Source organism: Mesobacterium hydrothermale (genome assembly GCF_035818635.1).
GTDB classification, from domain to species: Bacteria; Pseudomonadota; Alphaproteobacteria; order Rhodobacterales; family Rhodobacteraceae; genus Mesobacterium_A; species Mesobacterium_A hydrothermale.
Genome location: NZ_JAYLLH010000003.1, coordinates 167,511 through 186,269 on the forward strand (window position 1 = coordinate 167,511; position 18,759 = coordinate 186,269).

The 18,759-nt window shown below is 63.4% G+C and carries 20 protein-coding genes; 7 read left to right on the forward strand and 13 right to left on the reverse strand.

The genetic code is table 11. The annotated features are described in order from the left end of the window. Positions 1–65: 65 nt before the first annotated feature. The 5 genes from VK792_RS03680 to VK792_RS03700 form a co-directional block, all read right to left on the reverse strand. Positions 66–1,439, reverse strand: coding sequence for an MATE family efflux transporter (locus tag VK792_RS03680; protein ID WP_326295995.1), 1,374 nt, complete (start codon positions 1,437–1,439; stop codon positions 66–68). Positions 1,440–1,505: 66 nt separating this feature from the next. After that, the gene (locus tag VK792_RS03685) at positions 1,506–2,390 is read right to left on the reverse strand and encodes a nickel/cobalt transporter (protein WP_326295996.1); all 885 of its coding nucleotides are present in this window, start codon (positions 2,388–2,390) and stop codon (positions 1,506–1,508) included. Further along, positions 2,390–3,025, reverse strand: coding sequence for a DUF1007 family protein (locus tag VK792_RS03690; protein ID WP_326295997.1), 636 nt, complete (start codon positions 3,023–3,025; stop codon positions 2,390–2,392). The genes VK792_RS03685 and VK792_RS03690 overlap by 1 nt, the downstream gene beginning before the upstream one ends. A gap of 124 nt (positions 3,026–3,149) precedes the next feature. Then, positions 3,150–4,172 (reverse strand): polyphosphate kinase 2, encoded by a 1,023-nt coding sequence (gene ppk2 / locus VK792_RS03695; protein ID WP_326295998.1) that lies wholly within the window; start codon positions 4,170–4,172, stop codon positions 3,150–3,152. A gap of 210 nt (positions 4,173–4,382) precedes the next feature. Further along, positions 4,383–4,640, reverse strand: a complete 258-nt coding sequence (locus tag VK792_RS03700; protein WP_326295999.1) for a DUF2312 domain-containing protein — start codon at positions 4,638–4,640, stop codon at positions 4,383–4,385. Between the two features lie 120 nt (positions 4,641–4,760). On the opposite strand from VK792_RS03700, the gene VK792_RS03705 reads away from it, so the two are divergent. Beyond that, on the forward strand, positions 4,761–4,976 hold the full coding sequence (locus tag VK792_RS03705) for a hypothetical protein (RefSeq protein ID WP_326296000.1): 216 nt from the start codon (positions 4,761–4,763) through the stop codon (positions 4,974–4,976). Between the two features lie 6 nt (positions 4,977–4,982). Here VK792_RS03705 and VK792_RS03710 read toward each other — a convergent pair whose 3' ends face one another. The 3 genes from VK792_RS03710 to VK792_RS03720 form a co-directional block, all read right to left on the reverse strand. Then, positions 4,983–6,968 carry an enoyl-CoA hydratase-related protein gene (locus tag VK792_RS03710; RefSeq protein WP_326296001.1) on the reverse strand — a complete coding sequence of 662 codons (1,986 nt, stop codon included), beginning with the start codon at positions 6,966–6,968 and terminating at the stop codon, positions 4,983–4,985. A 118-nt stretch (positions 6,969–7,086) separates the two neighbouring features. Continuing rightward, positions 7,087–7,317, reverse strand: a complete 231-nt coding sequence (locus VK792_RS03715) for a hypothetical protein (protein WP_326296002.1) — start codon at positions 7,315–7,317, stop codon at positions 7,087–7,089. Positions 7,318–7,357: 40 nt separating this feature from the next. Continuing rightward, positions 7,358–7,693 carry a TraR/DksA family transcriptional regulator gene (locus VK792_RS03720; RefSeq protein WP_326296003.1) on the reverse strand — a complete coding sequence of 112 codons (336 nt, stop codon included), beginning with the start codon at positions 7,691–7,693 and terminating at the stop codon, positions 7,358–7,360. Positions 7,694–7,826: 133 nt separating this feature from the next. On the opposite strand from VK792_RS03720, the gene VK792_RS03725 reads away from it, so the two are divergent. The 4 genes from VK792_RS03725 to VK792_RS03740 all read left to right on the forward strand — a co-directional run bounded on the left by VK792_RS03725 (position 7,827) and on the right by VK792_RS03740 (position 10,069). Then, entirely contained in the window at positions 7,827–8,690 is an 864-nt protein-coding gene (locus VK792_RS03725; RefSeq protein ID WP_326296004.1) for an MBL fold metallo-hydrolase, read from the forward strand. Between the two features lie 86 nt (positions 8,691–8,776). Next, on the forward strand, positions 8,777–9,202 hold the full coding sequence (locus VK792_RS03730; RefSeq protein WP_326296005.1) for a YeeE/YedE family protein: 426 nt from the start codon (positions 8,777–8,779) through the stop codon (positions 9,200–9,202). After that, positions 9,202–9,642 (forward strand): DUF6691 family protein, encoded by a 441-nt coding sequence (locus VK792_RS03735; protein ID WP_326296006.1) that lies wholly within the window; start codon positions 9,202–9,204, stop codon positions 9,640–9,642. The genes VK792_RS03730 and VK792_RS03735 overlap by 1 nt, the downstream gene beginning before the upstream one ends. Positions 9,643–9,646: 4 nt before the next feature. After that, positions 9,647–10,069 carry a protein tyrosine phosphatase family protein gene (locus VK792_RS03740; RefSeq protein WP_326296007.1) on the forward strand — a complete coding sequence of 141 codons (423 nt, stop codon included), beginning with the start codon at positions 9,647–9,649 and terminating at the stop codon, positions 10,067–10,069. 40 nt (positions 10,070–10,109) lie between these two features. Here the strand turns inward: VK792_RS03740 and VK792_RS03745 are convergent, their stop codons facing one another. From VK792_RS03745 to VK792_RS03765, 5 genes are all read right to left on the reverse strand, one after another. Then, positions 10,110–11,219 (reverse strand): flagellar motor switch protein FliM, encoded by a 1,110-nt coding sequence (locus VK792_RS03745; protein WP_326296008.1) that lies wholly within the window; start codon positions 11,217–11,219, stop codon positions 10,110–10,112. Between the two features lie 68 nt (positions 11,220–11,287). Continuing rightward, positions 11,288–13,972: an ATP-binding protein gene (locus VK792_RS03750; protein WP_435404827.1), complete on the reverse strand. Its 2,685-nt coding sequence runs from the start codon at positions 13,970–13,972 to the stop codon at positions 11,288–11,290. A 5-nt stretch (positions 13,973–13,977) separates the two neighbouring features. Continuing rightward, positions 13,978–14,262: a hypothetical protein gene (locus tag VK792_RS03755; RefSeq protein WP_326296010.1), complete on the reverse strand. Its 285-nt coding sequence runs from the start codon at positions 14,260–14,262 to the stop codon at positions 13,978–13,980. Further along, a complete protein-coding gene (locus VK792_RS03760; RefSeq protein ID WP_326296011.1) occupies positions 14,259–14,627 on the reverse strand; it encodes a response regulator transcription factor in 369 nt (122 codons plus the stop codon). The genes VK792_RS03755 and VK792_RS03760 overlap by 4 nt, the downstream gene beginning before the upstream one ends. 87 nt (positions 14,628–14,714) lie before the next feature. Continuing rightward, positions 14,715–16,040, reverse strand: a complete 1,326-nt coding sequence (locus VK792_RS03765; protein WP_326296012.1) for a helix-turn-helix domain-containing protein — start codon at positions 16,038–16,040, stop codon at positions 14,715–14,717. A gap of 219 nt (positions 16,041–16,259) precedes the next feature. Here VK792_RS03765 and VK792_RS03770 point away from each other — a divergent pair, with 219 nt between their 5' ends. Beyond that, positions 16,260–17,606 (forward strand): substrate-binding protein, encoded by a 1,347-nt coding sequence (locus tag VK792_RS03770; protein ID WP_326296013.1) that lies wholly within the window; start codon positions 16,260–16,262, stop codon positions 17,604–17,606. A gap of 103 nt (positions 17,607–17,709) precedes the next feature. Continuing rightward, positions 17,710–18,759, forward strand: coding sequence for a branched-chain amino acid ABC transporter permease (locus tag VK792_RS03775; protein ID WP_326296014.1), 1,050 nt, complete (start codon positions 17,710–17,712; stop codon positions 18,757–18,759).

The window sequence follows — 18,759 nt, forward strand, 5'->3', positions numbered from 1 at the left end:
CGGATCCCCTTTGCGCCAAGGGTTCCGGTTTTTTATTGACTCGTCAATCAATAAAATCTTCGGGATCATCCCGCATCGGTCCGCGTTCGCAGCGCCGGAAGCGCCTGCATCCAGAATCGCAGGTTCAGAAGCACCGCGGCGACCCCCAGGCCCAGAACAAGCCCGGTCCAGATCCCGACCGCCCCCCAGCCCAAGACAAAACCGCAGACATAGCTTGAGGTCAGCCCGACCCCCCAATAGGCCACGCCCGCAATGATCATCGGGGCCTGCGTATCCTGCACCCCGCGCAACAGCCCGAGCGCGATCACTTGCGCGCCATCGACCAGTTGGAACAACGCCGCCATAACCAACAGACCCACACCCAGCGCAATGATCGCTGCACGATCCGGATCGGCCGGGTCAAGGAACAGGCTGACAAGCCGTTCCGGCATCAGGAGGAAAATCACGATGGCCACCAGCGAGATACTGACCGACATGGCAAAGGCCACACCGGCGCCGCGCGCCAGATGCCCCGGGTCGCCGCGGCCAAAGGCATTGCCCGCCCGCACGGTCGAGGCGTTCGACACCCCCAGATGCACCATGAACGTGGCAGTGGCCAGTTGCACGGCAATGCCATGTGACGCCAGCGCGATGGTTCCCAGCCAGCCCATCATCAGCGCCGACATGACGAACATGCCGACCTCGGCCAGGCTGGTCAGACCGATGGGCCAGCCCAGGTGGAACACCCGCGCGAACATCTCGGGGTCCGGGCGCCAGAACCGGCCCCAAAGGTTGTGTTCCGGCAGCACCATGTGGGCATAGATCACCACTCCCGCAAGCGAGACAACCTGCGTCAGGGTCGAGGCGATGGCCGCCCCGCGAATCCCCAGCTCCGGCGCACCGAGGTTGCCAAAGATCAGGATCCAGTTGCCGATTCCGTTCACAATCGCCGCCAGCACGGTGATCCACAGGATCACCTGCGTGCGTTCAAGGGCCGACAGATAGCTTTTCAGTGTCATCACCCCCAGCGCGGGCAGCAGCCCCCAGGCGGCGATCCGCAGATAGGTCTGGGCCATTTCGGCCAATTGCGGCTCTTGTCCCAGCACTTGCAGGATCGGGTTGGCAAACCACAGGAACGGCATGGAAAACAGGAAGAACAGGCCCGACAGCCACAGCGCCATGCGCGTCGTGCGGCGGATCATCACCTGATCGTCCTGCGCGGCAAAGCTTGCCACCAGCGGCGTGACCGCCCAGGCAAAGCCCGATCCAACAAGAAAGAAGGTAAAAAACAGCGACGACGCCAGCGACAGCGTCGCAAGTTGCTCGGCCCCGTACCAGCCCAGCATGATCGTATCGGTCAGACCAATGGCAAACTGCGCCAGGTGCCCGCCGACAAGCGGCAGGCCCAGCGTCAGGATGGCCCGGACGTGACCGGTATAGGACAGCTCTGGGTGCGACATGCCAACGCAGTAGTCAGGGCGCGGGGGCAAAGGCAAGCCCGTGCCTGCGGGTTTGTCCCCAAGGCATCAAAAGGCGTGGCGCATAAGCTGCAATGCCAGAACCGCGATGACGCCTCCGGCCAGGGCCTCTACCACGCCGGCGATGTGGCGCGCGCCGGCGCCGCCTGACAGGCGCGCCAGAACGCTTTCCCGCAGCGTGACCGAGACCAGTGCCACCACCAGCGTCACCGACGCGGTCCCCAACCCCATGACAAACGCGCCGGCGATGCCCTGCCAGACCAGCCCCATGCGCCAGGTCAGGAGCAGCAGGAAGATCGCGCCGGTGCAGGGCCGGATCGCGACCGCGCCGATCAGCGCAAGCGCCTCTCGCAACGAGGTGACACGGGCGGCCTGATCCGCGGTCGGCCCGTGGGCGTGGCCACAGCCGCAGGTGTCGTCATTGACGTGATGGGCCGCAGGCGCCCGCACGGCGCGGCGCACCCCGCGCCAGACCAGCCACAGCCCGACCAGCGCGATGGCCCCATAGCTGGCGGGGGCCAGGATATCCTCGGCCAGGTCGGTCAGGTGGGTGCGCGTCCAATCGAAGACCAACACCCCGGCATAGACCAGCGCGACAGCCGTTGCCGCCTGCGCCAGGCTGGACAGTACGGCCAACGCGCCCAACCGTACCAAAGGCACCTGTCGCGCAACCCCGTAGCCACCGATCAGGATCTTGCCGTGCCCCGGTCCCGCCGCGTGAAAGAACCCATAGGCAAAACACAGGCCCAGCAGTGCCGTCAGCGCGCCGGGGTCACCCGCCCGAAGCGCGCGCAAACCACGCGCCAGGGCGTTCTGGGCATCGTGTTGCCCGGCCTCGGCCCAACGCACGACCATCGTCGCCCCGCCGAATCCCCACAACCAAAGCGCCAGACCAAGCAGCCCCAGCGCGGCCAGGCTCAGGACAAGACGCATCACCCGTCCATGCCGCAGGTCAGCAGGATCGTATCGGCATAGTGAATGCCGAGTTGCAGCACTTCGAACATGGCTTCGGGATCGGACTTGGTCAGGTTCTCGACCGTTTCTGCGGCCACGTCCTTGTCCACCCGGTCGATCACGACGCGGCAGCCGTGGTCGGCGGTCACGTCATCGGTGACAGTATAGGCGACATAGAATGTGGGATCGTATTGCAGGAAAGCCAGTTCCTCTGCGGGCGCAGGGCGGAACGTGCGGTGATGGCTGGCGACGATACGCCCGTCGACCACGTCGATGCCGGTCACCTCGGGGAAATCCAGCGGCTGCTTTTCACCGTTGCGGAACATGTAGAGATCGCCCTCGAACCCGTCTGGCCATTCGATCATGTCGAAGCCGCGCAGCTTGTCCAGTTCTGCCTGGGTCAGGTGCGCATCGCCATCGGGATCAAGGCCCATGTCCTCGAAGATCAGCAACGAAAAGAAATCGTCATAGGTCCAGGTGACCGAAATGCCGGTTGCCTGCCCCGCATCGTCGACGTCGATGTGCAAGGCGGTGTCGACGAAGATGTGCGGATGCGCCTGCGCCTGGACGGCGCAGAGGATCAGCGGCAGGGCAAGGAAAAGACGCGGTGTCATGCGCCACAGGTAAACCAGCCCCAAACGCCCCGCAAGATGGGTCGAACTGCACTTGGCAAGGTCCCGCCGGGCCAGACAGGCAGGTGCCCCGGGGCGTCGGACCCCGGGGCGTGCGTTGGCGCTGTCAGCTGGTGACGCGGCGCGACTCAGGGTGCAGCGCGGTGCCGAGGATGTGTTCCGACTTGTGGATCACATGGTTGGCGCCCCCCACGATCAGCGGGTCCGGAGGCGTGGCCACACGCGGGTCCTTGCCCGGGTAATCGAGGGTCGACAGGAAGTGCCGCATACAGTTCAGGCGGGCACGTTTCTTGTCGTTCGACTTGATGATGGTCCAAGGCGCGTCGGCGGTGTCCGTGTAAAAGAACATCGCCTCTTTCGCTTCGGTATAGTCGTCCCACTTGTTCAGGCTGGCCTTGTCGATCGGCGACAGTTTCCACTGTTTCAACGGGTCGGTTTCGCGGCTTTGGAAGCGGGTGCGCTGTTCGTCCTGAGTGACAGAGAACCAGTATTTGTAAAGCCGGATCCCCGACCGCACCAGCATCCGTTCCAGATCGGGCGTCTGGCGCATGAATTCCAGGTAGTCGTTGGGTTCACAGAACCCCATCACCCGTTCCACGCCCGCGCGATTGTACCATGAGCGGTCATAGAGGACGATTTCGCCCGCGGTCGGCAGGTGCTGAATATAGCGCTGGTAATACCACTGGCCCTGCTCTTCCTCGCTGGGCTTGTTCAGGGCGACAACGCGCGCGGCGCGCGGGTTGAGGTGTTCGGTGAAGCGCTTGATCGTGCCTCCCTTGCCGGCGGCATCGCGGCCTTCGAACAGCATGACGAATTTCTGGCCGGTTTCCTGCGCCCAAAGCTGAACTTTCAGCAACTCTGCCTGAAGTTTCGCCTTCTGACTCTCATAGCTTCGGCGCGGCATCTTCGTATCATAGGGATATTCGCCGGTTTCGAACGCATGGCGAATTTCGGCCGGCGTCGGGTGATGACCCGCAGGCCGTTTGGCTGCCGGTTTGACTGCAACGTCTGCTGCGGCCTCGGGGGCCGTGCCGTTGACCTCGGAGGGCAACGCCACCTTGGCGGCAGCCTTGGCATCGCTGGCGGTCGTGTGCTGCGCGTCGGTATTTGCGATGGCGTCTGCGGTCATGAGCGTCTCCTTGTCGCGTCCGGTTCATTTATTCTTGGTGCAAGAATAAAAGCGCGGCGCGCGGGCCGCCTTGAGATGCGTCAAGAAACTGTTACGAAACATGCGCGCGCCCCAAAAAACAAAAGGCGGGGGTGCCCCCGCCGTTTGTCGATTGTCGTCTGTCACGCGGATCCGCCCGGTTCAGGCTGGTGCAGGCCGGTTCAGCCGGGTTCAGGCCATGCCCAGCGCGGCCTTGTACATTTCCAGAACCGCCTCTTCCTCGGCGATGTCGTCCTTGTCGCGTTTGCGCAACGCGATGACCTTGCGCATCACCTTGGTGTCATAGCCACGGCCCTTGGCCTCGGCCATCACTTCCTTCTGCTGTTCGGCGATCTCTTTCTTTTCGATCTCAAGCCGTTCGAAACGTTCGATGAAGCTGCGCAATTCGCCTGCGGCGATGCCATAGCTGTCGGTGCCTTGCTCGTCCATGGATACCTCCTGCCAACGGGGCCTTTTCGATACCCGGCCCGGTGCAGCCCTTCAAGGGGTTGCGACAGGGCGGCGATTGAATTATCCGCGCACCGGTCAGGCCCAGCCAAAGGACACGCCATGCCGATCTTGATCTGGACGGGAACCGGGATCGCCCTGCTGGGGCTTATCGGACTGGTGCTGAGCATCGTCAAGGTCGCCAGCGCCCGCCGTGCCAACCTGTCGGATGACGAAATGCGCGAGGCCGTGCGCAAGGCGATGCCGCTGAACATGGGCGGGCTCTTCGTTGCGGTGATCGGCCTGATGGCCGTGATCGTCGGCGTGTTCCTGGGCTGACGCGCGTCAGCCGTTCAGCGATCCGAATCCGCGACCGTTCTTCACCAGGTCATTGACCAGCTTGTGAGGCTCCCAGAACGCATCGTCGGGGTGATCGAAGGCGTTCATCGCGCGCACCGCGGTAAACAGGCCCATCAGGTCGGCGGCCATCATCGGCCCTCCGCGCCAGCGCGGAAAATCCATCGCGTACATGCAGACCACGTCGATATCGGACGGATACGCCGCCCAGCCATCGGCCAGAATACGCGCGCCTTCGTTCGCCATTGCCGCCACGATCAGCGCCTGTGCCGTGGCCTTGGACATGCCGCGATGTGCCGGGCGTACGGCGTTGACCGCCCCCAGCACGGCACGCGACGGCTTGGGCCCCTGCCCGGTGGGATAATCATAGAACCCGCCGCCCTGCCCACGTCCGCGTCGTCCCGCCGCCATAATGACCGAGGTCCAGTTTTGCGCGCCCTTGGCCCGTACCAGCGACGCGGTTGGTTCCAGCCCCAAAAGGTCGCGCAGTTGGAACGGCGGACGCCGCCACCCCCAGGACAGCATCGCCGCGTCAACCTCGTAGGGTGACAACCCGCTGTCGACCAGCGCGTCGGCGGCGCGGTGACAGGCGGCCAGCATCCGCTCGGCAATGGTTACGCCGCCCGAAACGGTGTGCACCGCAAGGCGGTTGAGTTTTTGCGCCAGCAAAAAGGCGGCATCCAGTTGCGCATCGTTGGCATTGGGGCCTTCGACCACCTCGACCAGGCGGCTGAGCGTGACCGGTGGTGTAAAGCGCAGCCCGACCTGATCGACGCCGCCGGCAAAGCACACCAGCCGCGGCGTGCGGTCCGGGACCGGCACCGCCCCCTGCCCGCGCGCGGCGTGCAACACGATCCCGGCACGGGTGACCATCTCGGCGCTCAGACCCTGCGACAGCCGCGCCAACGCCTTGTCGCGCCCGGCGGTGTCCAGCCGTCCGACTGCGATCGTCTGATCCAAGGTCTGGCGCAGACGGGTGTGGCAATCGTGCAGCAGTTGCGAGTCCTGTACGCCCCAGTCGACCCGCAGCCCCGCCAGCAGCAGCGCCGCCGCAATCTGTGTGGCCAGACCCCCGGCGCCCAGCACTGCCACGGTGTCAAGTGTCAGCCCTTCGGCCTGTGGTTTCGCCGTTTGCGAAATCCGCCGTTCGGCAAAAAACGCATGGCGTAGTGCGCGCGACTGGTCGGAAACCACGCTGGCCTCGTAGGCGGCGCGTTCATATTCCGAACCGGCGTCGAAGGGCAGCAGCGCCGCGGCCTCGACGCAGTTCACAATTTCCGCCGGGGCGGTTTCGGGCTGACCTTCGATCTGGGCCCGGCGGCGAACGAAGTCTTGCTGGTACGCGGCAAACCCTGCCAGCGCCTCTCGGCGGTCGCGGGTCGGGCGCGGACCGACATCTGCGTCGCGAAGCGATCGGCAGAACGCCTGTCCGGCCTTCAACGGGGGTTGATCGTCCAGTCGGTCGATCAGGCCCTTCAGCGCCACATCGCGCACTGACCGGCTTGCGCCGGACAAGAGCAAATCCAGTGCCGCCTTTGGCCCGACCAGCCGCGGCAACCGCTGTGAGCCGCCGGCCCCGGGCACAAGGCCCAGCTTGACTTCCGGCAGGCCGACCTGCGTTGCGGGATGAGCAACGCGATAGTGCGCGGCCATCGCCAGTTCCAGCCCCGGCCCCAGCGCCAGCCCGTGCAGCGCGGCGACGACCGGTTTCGGACTGATTTCCAGACGCTGGCAAAGCTCTGCCAAGGGCGCGGCATCGCCATCGCTGTTGAACTCGGCGATCTCGGTGCCGGAACAGAACACGCGACCCTCACCGATCAGCAGGATTTCAGACACTGCCGGATCGTCCAGCGCCTGTGTAAGCTGCGTGTCCAGCGCCAAGATAACCGCCGGGGTCAGCGCATTGACCGGCGGGTGATGCAGCAACATCACCGCTACGCCATCAATCACGCTGTATTTGCCTGTCTCTGCCATGCCACTGCCCCGCCTTGGCGGCACACCAGGCACCGCGCGGTTCTTGCAGCGCGTGTACCCCGCGCCATTGCAGACAGTAGAATCGAACTTGCCCGGTTAGGCAAGGCATTGCTGGATGTCAGACCGGCATGTTGTCGAAGCCTGATTCGACCTCGTCCTCGACCAGATCGTGCAGACGAGCCTTGTCTGCCTCAGAAATAGGCAGCCCTTCTGCCTCCATCCGGGCGACGAGGGTTTCGACCTCTCCGACCAACTTGGCGCGGGTTTCGAAATCGGCGTCGGGAAAGATCGCTTCAAGCGCATCAAGCCGGGATTTGAGCGTGTCGTTCATCGTGGCCTTCCCTTTCATTTCCCTGTCGGACAACCCTGCCGGACAGCGGTTCAATACCTCAGGCGCGGTGCGCCTCGTGGCGCGATGCGCAGGCATGGCACAGTGGCGTTTCGGGCAAGACATTCAATCGCTCTGCCGCGATTTCTGCCCCGCATTCAACGCAATAACCATACTCACCATCTGTCATACGCTTGAGCGCGGCGAGGATACGGGCAATCTCTGCCTGACCGGCGGCGCCCAGGCTTTCCAGCACTTCCTCGCCCTCGCGTTCGACGGCCAGTTCTTCCCAGTCCTTGGAATGCTCGGCCCCCAGTTCGGCCTCGACATGCTCCAACCGGCCACCCAGTTCCTTGAGCCGCCTGAGCATCTTAATTTTGTAGCCGTGATGAGACATGGTCACTCCTTCTTGAGCCGAAGATGACTATATGAGCGGTCGGGGCCGGATCACTTTGACGCAGGTCAAGCGAAGGCTTCTCTTGAAACACATTCAAACATGTGTATATGACTTAACAAAACGGAGGATTCTCATGTCACCTGAAGTCACAGCTTTCTTTGACCCCGCCACATTCACCATTTCCTATGTCGTCAAGGACCCCGAAGGCAGCAGCTGCGCGATCGTCGACAGCGTGCTGGACTTTGACTATTCGTCGGGCCGCACCGACACCCGATCGGCGGATGCCGTGATCAAGTTCGTTCAGGACAACAACCTGAACGTCGAATGGCTGCTGGAAAGCCACGTCCACGCCGATCACCTGTCGGCGGCGCCCTATATTCAGGAACGCGTTGGCGGCAAGATCGGCATCGGCGACCGCATCACCGTGGTGCAGGACACCTTTGGCAAGGTCTTCAATGAAGGCACCGAATTCCAGCGCGACGGCTCTCAGTTCGACAAGCTGTTCGTCGAAGGCGACAGCTTCATGATCGGCCAGATGCGCGGCGACGTGCTGCACACCCCCGGCCACACCCCGGCCTGCCTGACCTACGTCATCGGCGACGCGGCCTTTGTCGGCGACACGCTGTTCATGCCCGACTTCGGCACCGCGCGCTGCGACTTCCCCGGCGGTTCGGCGGAAACGCTGTACAACTCGATCCAGAAGATCCTGGCCCTGCCGGACGAAACCCGCATTTTCGTTGGCCACGACTACAAGGCGCCGGGCCGCGACGTCTACGCGTGGGAAACCACCGTGGGCGAGCAGAAAGCCAAGAACATCCACGTCGGCGAAGGCAAGGACGAGGGCGAATTCATCAAGATGCGCACCGAACGTGACGCAACCCTGGCCATGCCCAAGCTGATCATCCCGTCGCTGCAGGTGAACATGCGCGCGGGCCAGATGCCGGAACCTGACGAGCACGGCGACGTGTTCCTGAAGGTACCCGTCAACAAACTCTGACACAGACACGACTTTCCCCGGGGGCGGGCGCGCGAACCCGCCCCCGGGACTTCAACAAGAAAAATACAGGACGTTAGGAAACGTATATGCAACAGGACTGGATTTGGGGGCTGATCGGCGGCTTGCTGATCGGCACCGGCGGAGCCTTTTACCTGCTGTTCAACGGCCGCATCATGGGTGCCTCTGGCATCATCGGCGGTTTGGTGGATGGCAGTGCCGGCAATACCAAGTGGGAACGGGTCGCCTTTCTGATCGGCGTGTTCCTGCTGCCGATCATCCTTTACCCGCTGTACCGCGAGGTAAACCCGCACATCACCGATAACTTTGCCGTTCTGGTCGCCGCTGGCCTTTTGGTGGGCGTCGGCACACGGTTTGCCAATGGCTGTACCTCGGGGCACGGGGTCTGCGGCATGTCGCGCCTTTCGGTGCGCGGCTTCGTCGCCACCTGCTGCTATATTTTCGCCGGCGGCGTCGGCGTCGTCATCTTCCGTCACATCCTGGGGGTCATCTGATGTTGCGTATGGTTGGAGCATTCATTGCAGGCGGCTTTTTCGGGGGCGGCCTGTTTATTTCCGGCATGACCGATACCACCAAGGTGCAGGGCTGGCTGGACGTGTTCGGCGCCTGGGATCCGACCCTGGCCTTCGTCATGGGCGGCGCGATGATCCCGATGTTCATCGCCTGGGCCATCGTGCGGCGTCGGACGACGTCGGTGCTGGGCACCACCTTCCCGCCGAAACCGTCGACCAAGATCGACCGGAACCTTGTGGCCGGGTCGCTGATGTTCGGCATGGGCTGGGGCCTTGCGGGCCTGTGCCCGGGGCCGTCGATCGCGGCGCTCAGCTATGGCGGCACGGGGCTTTATGTCTTTGTCGCCGCGATGATCACCGGCATGGCAATCGCACCGTTCCTGCGCACCCGTCTGCTGGAACGCGCGGTCCCGGCGGAATAACCCCGTGATCCCGCTTTCGGACCGCTACAGCGTTTCACCGCAAATCAGCGCCGAGGATATCCCGTCGATCAAATCGGCGGGATTTTCCACGATCATCTGCAACCGCCCGGATTTTGAAGTGCCGCCTGACCTGCAGGCCGATACGATCCGCGCGGCCGCCGAAGCCGCCGGGCTGCGGTTCGAGGTCCTTCCGGTCACGCACCAGGGGATGACACCGCAAACCATCGCGCGACAGATGGAACTGACCGAGGCCTCGGATGGTCCGGTACTGGCCTATTGCAATTCCGGTACCCGCAGTTCCGTGGTCTGGGCCCTTGGTCAGGTCGGGAAGATGTCGGTGGACGACATCCTGACCGCCACCCGCAACGCCGGATACAACCTGGACGGTTTGAAGCCCACGTTGATGGCCCTGAGCCAACGCGGCTGAGGTATGACACGCGGTGCTCCGGCCGATGCGCCGGGGCACGCTATTCTTCTTCCTCCCAATCCGCCAAACCATCCAGCATGTCGAGCCCGGCCATGGCCGCGAAATCCGCAGTCTCGTCGTCCTCCGGCTCTGCCACAGGTAACGGCTGCTGTGCCACAGGCAACGGCGGCTCTGCCGGGGCAAATTCGGTCGCCAGTGCGCTGTCTGTGTCCCCGTCGTCCGGCAAGGACGTCGGCGCGGGATCGGTCGCGGCCGTGTCTGGGGCGTCCCGCCCACGCTCTGCGTAGTGGTCGGGCACGGTCAGACGGATCGCCCGAAACCCGTTCATCTGCCCCAACCGACCCTTGGCCACAACGTGATCGCCTACTGCGACAAGCTCCGCCATGTCGAGGATACCATCGGGCAAGGGCAACAGGTCACCGGAGCGCAGCGCGCAGGCGCGCGACAACGGCACCGTGATCCGGCCCAGAACCGCCTGCACCGGGGCGGGCAGCATCCGCAGCGTCGCCGCGTGGCTGCCGCGCGCCTCTGCTGCCGGGGTCGGGGCCGGGGCCTTGACATGGCGCAGCGGCAGCAACAACCGCACGTCGCCGCGACGCCGCCCCCCGGCAATGTCCACCGCGGCGGTCATCGCGTGGTATTGCGCAGCCTCCATGAACAATGCGGCGGTGCGCGGATCGACAGCCCGCTCTTCGAACCGCAAGCCGATGGCCAGCGGGGCCATCGGATGGGCCTGCAAGGCCGCGGCGAACCCCGCGATGACGCGATCCAGATACAACCAGGCCATCGCCGCATCGGTCGTGGTGTAGGGCCGTTCGTCAAATGCCCGGTCACTTACGATGCCAAGGGTCTGCACCTCGATCAGCGCGGCCAGCACCGCCCGGTCGATCGCGGCGATCGCATGAGTGCCGTCCGGCGCGGTCAGGACAAGGATCAGGTCGTCGGCCCCAAGCCGGGAAACCGCCCCTTCCTGATCCAGCATTTCCTGCGAAATTCCCTGAGAGGTGACGGCCATCCCCCACAACTCTTCCGCCACGCGCGCGAGTGCCTGCCGCAGCGCGCGCGGCGGAAGCACGACATTGGCATCGCGGCGGCGGGTGCCCTGATGCACCTTGCGGTGCAACACGTCTGTTTCAGGAATGGCTGGCATCGTCTGTCCGGTAAAGGGCGGCTTTCGCAGTTATCGCCAAAGAACCTTACCAAGCGGTTGAAGGCCGCCTATTGTGCCGCCATCGCCAGTTCGGCCGGCAATTCGACGCGAAACGCCGCGCCTGACTGGCCGGGAAGATAGCTGATCTCGCCGCCCAGCCGCCGCATGATCTGGCGACAGATCGCAAGGCCCAGACCAGCGCCACCGGCCTTCTGGTCGCTGACGCGGGCGAATTTTTCGAAAATCAGGTCCTGGGATTCGGCCGCGATGCCGGTGCCGTTGTCGACAAATTCCAGGACCACACCCCCAAGGTTCGACCGCACCCGGATTTCCAGTTCCGGTGCAGCGGCATCGCAATATTTCCGCGCATTTGCGATCAGGTTGATGAAAACCTGCGTCAGCCGATCCAGATCGGTGTTCAGCACGATACTCTCGTCCTTGGCCCGGCGCTTGATGACGATCCGCGCGCCACCATCGCTGGCCGCCGCGGCCGCCGCTTCGGCGCGGTCCAGCACGTCGCCCAGCCGCCCCTGCCGAATGTTCAGATTGACCTGACCGTTTTCCAGAACGCTGAGATCAAGCAAGTCATCAAGCAGCCGCGTCAGGCGGATCGCCTCGTCATGAATGACCGAGGCATAACGGATCTTGTCGGACTCCAACATCCCTTCGCTGTCGCGCAAGATTTCGGAAAACGCCCGGATCGAGGTCATCGGCGTGCGCAATTCGTGGCTGATCTGGCTGAGGAAGGCGTCCTTCTGCACCGACAGGCGGGTCAGCTTTTCGTTGGCATCGCGCAACTGGCGCGCGGTGCGGGTCAATTCCTGCGACTTGGTTTCCAGTTGCGACGAATATTCCATCATCTGGGCGGTTTCGTCTGCCACCGCCATCAGGTCTTCGACGGACACCTGCATCCCGCCGGTGATCTGGCCGACCATGGCGTGGGCCGTGGCCGCGCCCACCGACCCCGACAATTCCTTTTCCAGAATTTCCAGGAAATCCGGCGACGGATCGGGCAGGTGTCCCGAAACCCCTTGCCGGCGCGCTTCGCGCAGGAACAACGCCTGCGCTTCGGTTGCGCCCAGGATGCGTTGCGACATGATCATCAGATCTTCGGATTGCGCCGGGCCGCCGCTCCAGCTGCGGGGGCCACCGGTGTGCTGATAAATGTTGACGAACTGCGCGCCCTGCAAACGCTCGAGCGGCGACGGAAAGCTGACCAGCGAGGTGCCGACAAACGCAATGGTGGACAGCGACAGGCTCCAAAGCAAGGCATGCAGCGTGCTGTCGATCCCCTCGATCCCGAACAGCGCGTGCGGGCGCAGGATTCCAAGACCGAACAGGCCCTCGGTGAAAATGCGTTCGCTCAGCAGCACGCCCGTCCCGACACTGGGCAGAAAAGACGTGAACAGCCATAGCGCAAGCCCCACCGTCAGCCCGGCAAAGGCCCCCGTCCGCGTTGCTCCGCGCCAAAAGATGCCGCCAACCGCCACCGGCAAGACCTGCGCAATGCCGGTAAAGGACACCAGGCCGATGCTGGTCAGCGCAGCGCCGCCGCCCGACACCCGGTAATAGAGATAGCCCAGAAGCACGATCCCCACGATCGACACCCGCCGCGCCAACAGCACGATATTGCGCACATCACCAAAAAACGACGCCCCGGCCCCGGTCGCCCGCAGCCAGATCGGCATAACGATGTGGTTCGACACCATCGTCGACAGGGCGATTGCCGCCACGATCACCATCGACGTGGCCGACGAAAACCCGCCCAGGAACGACAAGATCGCAAGGCCGTTGGCCCCCTCCGACAGCGGGACCGTCAGAACGAACGTATCGGGGTTGGCGTCCTCGGGCATCAGTTCAAGGCCGGTGACGGCAATGGGCACAACAAACAGGCTCATCAGCATCAGATACAATGGGAAGGCCCAGCTGGCGGTGCGCAGGTGGCCTTCGTTTTCATTCTCCACCACCAAGACCTGGAACATGCGCGGCAAGGTCAGGAAGGCCGCTGCCGACAAAAGCGTCAGCCCGGCCCAACGTCCGCCATCGGCTTGCCAGTGACCAAGATCCGAAGCATCGATCTTGGCCAACATGGCCGAAGGTCCATCGCTGACCCCCCAAACCACAAAGGCCCCCACTGCCAACAGCGCGGTCAATTTCACCACCGCTTCCACCGCGATGGCCATGACAACGCCGTGGTGACGTTCGTTCGCATCCAGGTTTCGGGTACCGAACAAGACGGTGAAGATCGCCAGGCCCATGGCCAGCCACAGCGCGGTATGGGTCTGATCCCCGGTTCGGGCCGGCATGTCCCCTTGGGCGAAGACTTCGAACGACAGGGTCACGGACTGCAATTGCAGCGCGATGTAGGGCGTCGTGGCAATCACCGCAAGGATCGTCACCCCGACCGCCAGCAAGTTCGATTTCCCAAACCGCGCCGACACGAGGTCTGCAATAGAGGTGATGCGCTGGGTCCGTCCGATGCGCACCAGCTTGCGCAGCCCCCACCACCAACCGACCATGACCAGCGTCGGGCCAATATAGATTGTCAGGTATTCCAACCCGGACCGAGCGGCATTGCCGACTGCGCCGTAAAATGTCCACGCGGTGCAGTAGATCGACAGCGACAGCGTATATACGATGGGCGAGCGCAACCAACGGGTGCGCCCCCGCTGCGCTGCGCGTTCCGCAAAAAAGGCGACAAGGAAGAGAAAGACCACATAGGCCAGACACACCGCGACCAGCGTGTTCAGCATCGCCGTCATGACAGGTCTGTCTCGCTACCCTCGGTCCCGGTGGCATCGCGCAGCCCCTTGGACAACAGCGCCGCGCCGAAGATCAGCAGGCACCAGACGCCAAAGATGTAAAGCACCGCGCGCGATGTCGCGGGTCCGCCGCCGGAACTGAACCACAGCAGCGGCAAAAGCCACAGGAACGCCCCCAGGATCGGCAGCATCCGGGCTGCATCCATCACCCGACGCTGGCGATAGGTCTGCCGTTCGACAAAGACCGGGGGTTTTACCTTGGGCGGCAACCGGTCGGTCATGCCCCCGCCAGCGCCCTGACGGCGTCCAGAACATCGGCGTTTGCAAAGGGTTTCGACATGAACCGGTTGGCGCCGATCTGGGTGGCGACTTCCCGGTCCTTGCTCTGGCCTCGGGCGGTCAGCATCAGCACCGGCAACGCCTCGGGCGAAAAATCGGCGCGCAGTTCGCGCAGGATGTCATAGCCGCTTTTGCCCGGCAGCATCACGTCCAGGATCAGAACGTCGGGCTGCTTGCCGCGCACCACATCGACGGCGTCGCGGCCATCCGAATGCGTGTCCACCGTCCAGCCGTCCCGTTTCAGAATAAACCGAATGGCTTCGATGATGTTCGGTTCGTCCTCGATCAACAGAACGGTTTTACCCATTTCAATCCTTCCCCCCACATGACCGGCACGATTTTTCAATCGCCTCCTCCGCGGTCACGTAATTTATCAATGTTTCAACGCCGCGTGTCAAAGCGTCAAGCGCCCGATCACAGCCCCCGGGGTCAGGATCGACGGTTCTTGCCGTCCCGGACAACCGTCGCGTGGGCAGATCCGACAGCTGACCCCGATTTCAACCGCGCTGCGCGCCGGGTCCGGGGCCTGTTCGGGCATCACCAGCATATGGGCACGGGACAGCGGCGCACGGTTGGGCTGCCATGTGCCCACCGGCCGGGCGAAGGCAAAGGCGCGGAACCGGCGTTCATCGCGCAGCGGCGGGATCACCGGGACCGCAATCGGGAACAACGGGCGCCCCAGCGCCTGGTACAGCGGCAGCATCGGACACCCGGCACCAAAGCGTGGCAGGGGAAAACCTTCCATCGGTTGTCGAAAGATCAACGACCCCGAGGAATCGCAGATCGCCAGCCCAACGGCCCCCTGCCCCAGCTTTTGCGACAGCCCCGCGATGCGCCGCATGGCCACCGCAGGGTCCACGCCCCAGCGGGTCGCAAGCTCGAACGGTTCCGGTCCCAGCGTCTGCAATCCGTCGGTGGCCGTGTCCAGAGGGACCGCGCAGGCATCGTTGTGCATCCACGTCATGACCTCAGCCAGCATGGTGCGGGCCACGGCGGATTGCTCGGCCGCAAGGTCGGCCGCCAGCGCGACGGGATCGGTTTCGGGATCTTCCAGCGCGTTGAAGTGATAGCCGTGACGGGCCAGCACCGCGTCGATTTCTTCCTGGGGCGCGCGGATATCGGCGGTGGCGTCGTCAACACTGTCGAGATACTTGACCAGTGCCTGGCTGGTTTCCGCAAGCCGGGCGCTGTCTTCGTTCACGTTGCGCACGAAACGGTCGTGCCATTCCGGCTCGATCTCTCCGGGCTCGGCCAGGATCGACGCCGCGGACCGGATCGAGGTGACGTTGGTCAACATCTCGTGCAGGCTGGCGGCCAGATGCGGGTCATGGGTCAAACGGTCGGTCAGCGTCGCCACCGTGCGTTCCAGCGTGTCGATCCGCTTTCGATCTTCGGCCAGCAGGCCCGCCCACCCGGGAAAACGCCCGGCAAATTCATCCGCGCGGTCGATTTCCGCCCGGGCATCGGGTTGATCGGACGCCGCTTCGCGCAGCGTGGCGATCAACGTGGCCTCTGCCCCTTCCGACAAAACCGACGGCTCGACCGACAGCGCATCGGCGATGGCGAGCAATAGCTTGCCCCCGATTCTGCGCCGGTTGTGTTCGATCAGGTTGAGGTAGGAGGCAGAAATGCCGACGCTTCGCGCCAGATCCGCCTGCTTCAGCCCCAGAATGGTGCGCCTTTCGCGCACCCGCGTCCCTGTCAGCGTATCTCGCGACATCGTGATTTCCCTGCCATTTCAACGCCTTTCTGCAACAGCAATAAAAGTTCTTTACTGAATACCATAGTATCCTTTTCACTTATTAACAAAAAAATCTATTTGTATGAATGACTTGTTGCGAAATTTTCTTTCCCCAGACATTTTACATTTGCACAAAAGTGCCCGCGATCCCTGGTTGAGGAGCCTGGGGGCCGCATCCAATGCAATCGGGAGGATTACATGTCCAAAACCAACCTGACACGTCGTGGCGTGCTCAAGTCGGGCGCAGTCGCCGGTGCCGGCGTCGCGATGCCGACCATCTTCACCGCGTCGTCTGCAGCCGCATACACGAACGAGCCGACCGGCTCGACCGTGACCCTGGGCTTCAACGTGCCGCAAACCGGTCCTTATGCTGAAGAAGGCCTGGACGAACTGCGCGCACAGGAGCTGGCAGTCGAGCACCTGAACGGCGAAGGCGACGGCGGCATGCTGAACACCTTCAGCTCGAAGGCGCTGAAAGGCAACGGCATCCTGGGCAAGAAAGTCCAGTACGTGACCGGCGACACCCAGACCAAGTCCGACGCAGCCCGCGCCGCGGCAAAGTCGATGATCGAAAAAGACGGTGCCGTGATGATCAACGGCGGTTCGTCCTCGGGCGTGGCCGTGGCTGTTCAGGGTCTCTGCCAGGAAGCTGGCGTGATCTTCATGGCCGGCCTGACCCACTCCAACGACACCACCGGCAAGGACAAGAAGGCAAACGGCTTCCGTCACTTCTTCAACGCCTACATGTCGGGTGCCGCACTGGCGCCGGTGCTGGCCAATGCCTATGGCAAGGAACGTCGCGCCTATCACCTGACCGCCGACTACACCTGGGGCTGGACCCAGCAAGAGTCGATGCAGGCAGCTACCGAAGCCATGGGCTGGGAAACCGTCAACAACGTTCTGACCCCGCTGGCGACCACCGACTTCTCGTCCTACATCGCCCCGGTTCTGAACTCGGGTGCCGACGTGCTGGTTCTGAACCACTACGGCGGGAACATGGTGAACTCGCTGTCGAACGCGGTTCAGTTCGGCCTGCGTGACAAGATGGTCAACGGCAAGCAGTTCGAAATCGTCGTTCCGCTGTATTCCGAACTGATGGCCGCCGGTGCAGGCGAGAACATCAAGGGCGTGCTGGGTTCGATGAACTGGAACTGGCAGCTGTCGGACGAAGGCACCAAGGCATTCGTCAAGTCCTTCGGTGAAAAGTACGGCCGTCCGCCGTCGAACTCGGCGCACACCTGCTACGTGCAGACCCTGCTGTATGCAGATGCCTGCGAACGCGCTGGCACCTTCAACCCCTGCGGCGTCGCCGCGGCGCTGGAAGGCTTCGAATTCGATGGTCTGGGCAACGGCCCGACCCTGTATCGTGCCGAAGACCACCAGTGCTTCAAGGACGTGCTGGTCATGAAGGGCAACGAAAACCCGACCAACCCCTACGACACGCTGGAAATCGTCGAAGTGACGCCGCGTGCGCAGGTCGAGTACGCACCGGATCACCCCATGTTCGCCGGTGGCGACCTGGGCCAGTGCAACCCGGGTGCCTGATCCACGAAAAGACTGAGAGGGCGGGGATTTCCCCGCCCTAACTCCAACATTCCGGGACCAGCGCAAAGCGCGGCCCGCCCTTGCACTTATCCAGGTGGGGACAATGGACGCAATCATCCTGCAACTTCTCAACGGGCTCGACAAAGGCTCGGCCTATGCGCTGATCGCGCTGGGGCTGACGCTGATCTTCGGCACGCTTGGCGTGGTCAACTTCGCCCACGGCGCGCTGTTCATGATCGGCGCCTTCTGCGCCGTCGCGCTGCAACGTATCCTGGGCGCTTCCTTCGTGACGGAAGACCCGACCCAGAAGGACTTTCTGGGCAACCCGCTGAAGGTTCAGACGCCCTATGTCGAAAGCTGGTTCGGCCAGGACGTCGGCTCTGCGATCATCAACTGGTCCGTGCCGCTGGCGATCCTCATGGCCATTCCGGTGATGATCATCATCGGCTTCGTGATGGAGCGCGGGCTGATCAAGCATTTCTACAAGCGTCCCCACGCTGACCAGATCCTCGTGACCTTTGGCCTTGCCATCATTCTTCAGGAACTGGTGCGCGGCTATTTCGGCGCCAACCCGATCCAGACCCCCGCGCCTGACGCCTTCAAGGGGTCGTTCGATTTCGGCGTGTTGCTGGGCTTTGACCCGAACGTCATCATCTATCCCTACTGGCGGATGATCTACTTTGCCTTCGCGGCAACGGTCATCGGCGGTGTCTTCGCCTTCCTGCAGTTCACCACCTTCGGGATGGTCGTGCGCGCCGGTATGGCGGACCGCGAAACCGTGGGCCTGCTGGGCATCAACATCGACAAGCGCTTTACCATCATGTTCGGCATGGCCGCCGCAGTGGCCGGTGTCGCGGGTGTGATGTACGCCCCGATCAACGCTCCGAACTATCACATGGGCATGGACTTCCTCGTGCTCAGCTTCGTGGTGGTGGTCGTCGGTGGCATGGGGTCGCTGCCCGGCGCGGTCGCGGCCGGCTTCCTGCTGGGCGTGCTGGAAAGCCTCGCCTCGTGGTCGCCGATCAAGAACTTCTTCGAGAACTGGCTGTTCCTGCCCTCGATCGACCAGATCGTGATCTATCTCGTTGCAATCATCATCCTGCTCACCCGCCCACGCGGCCTGATGGGCAGAAAAGGCGTGATGGAGGACTAA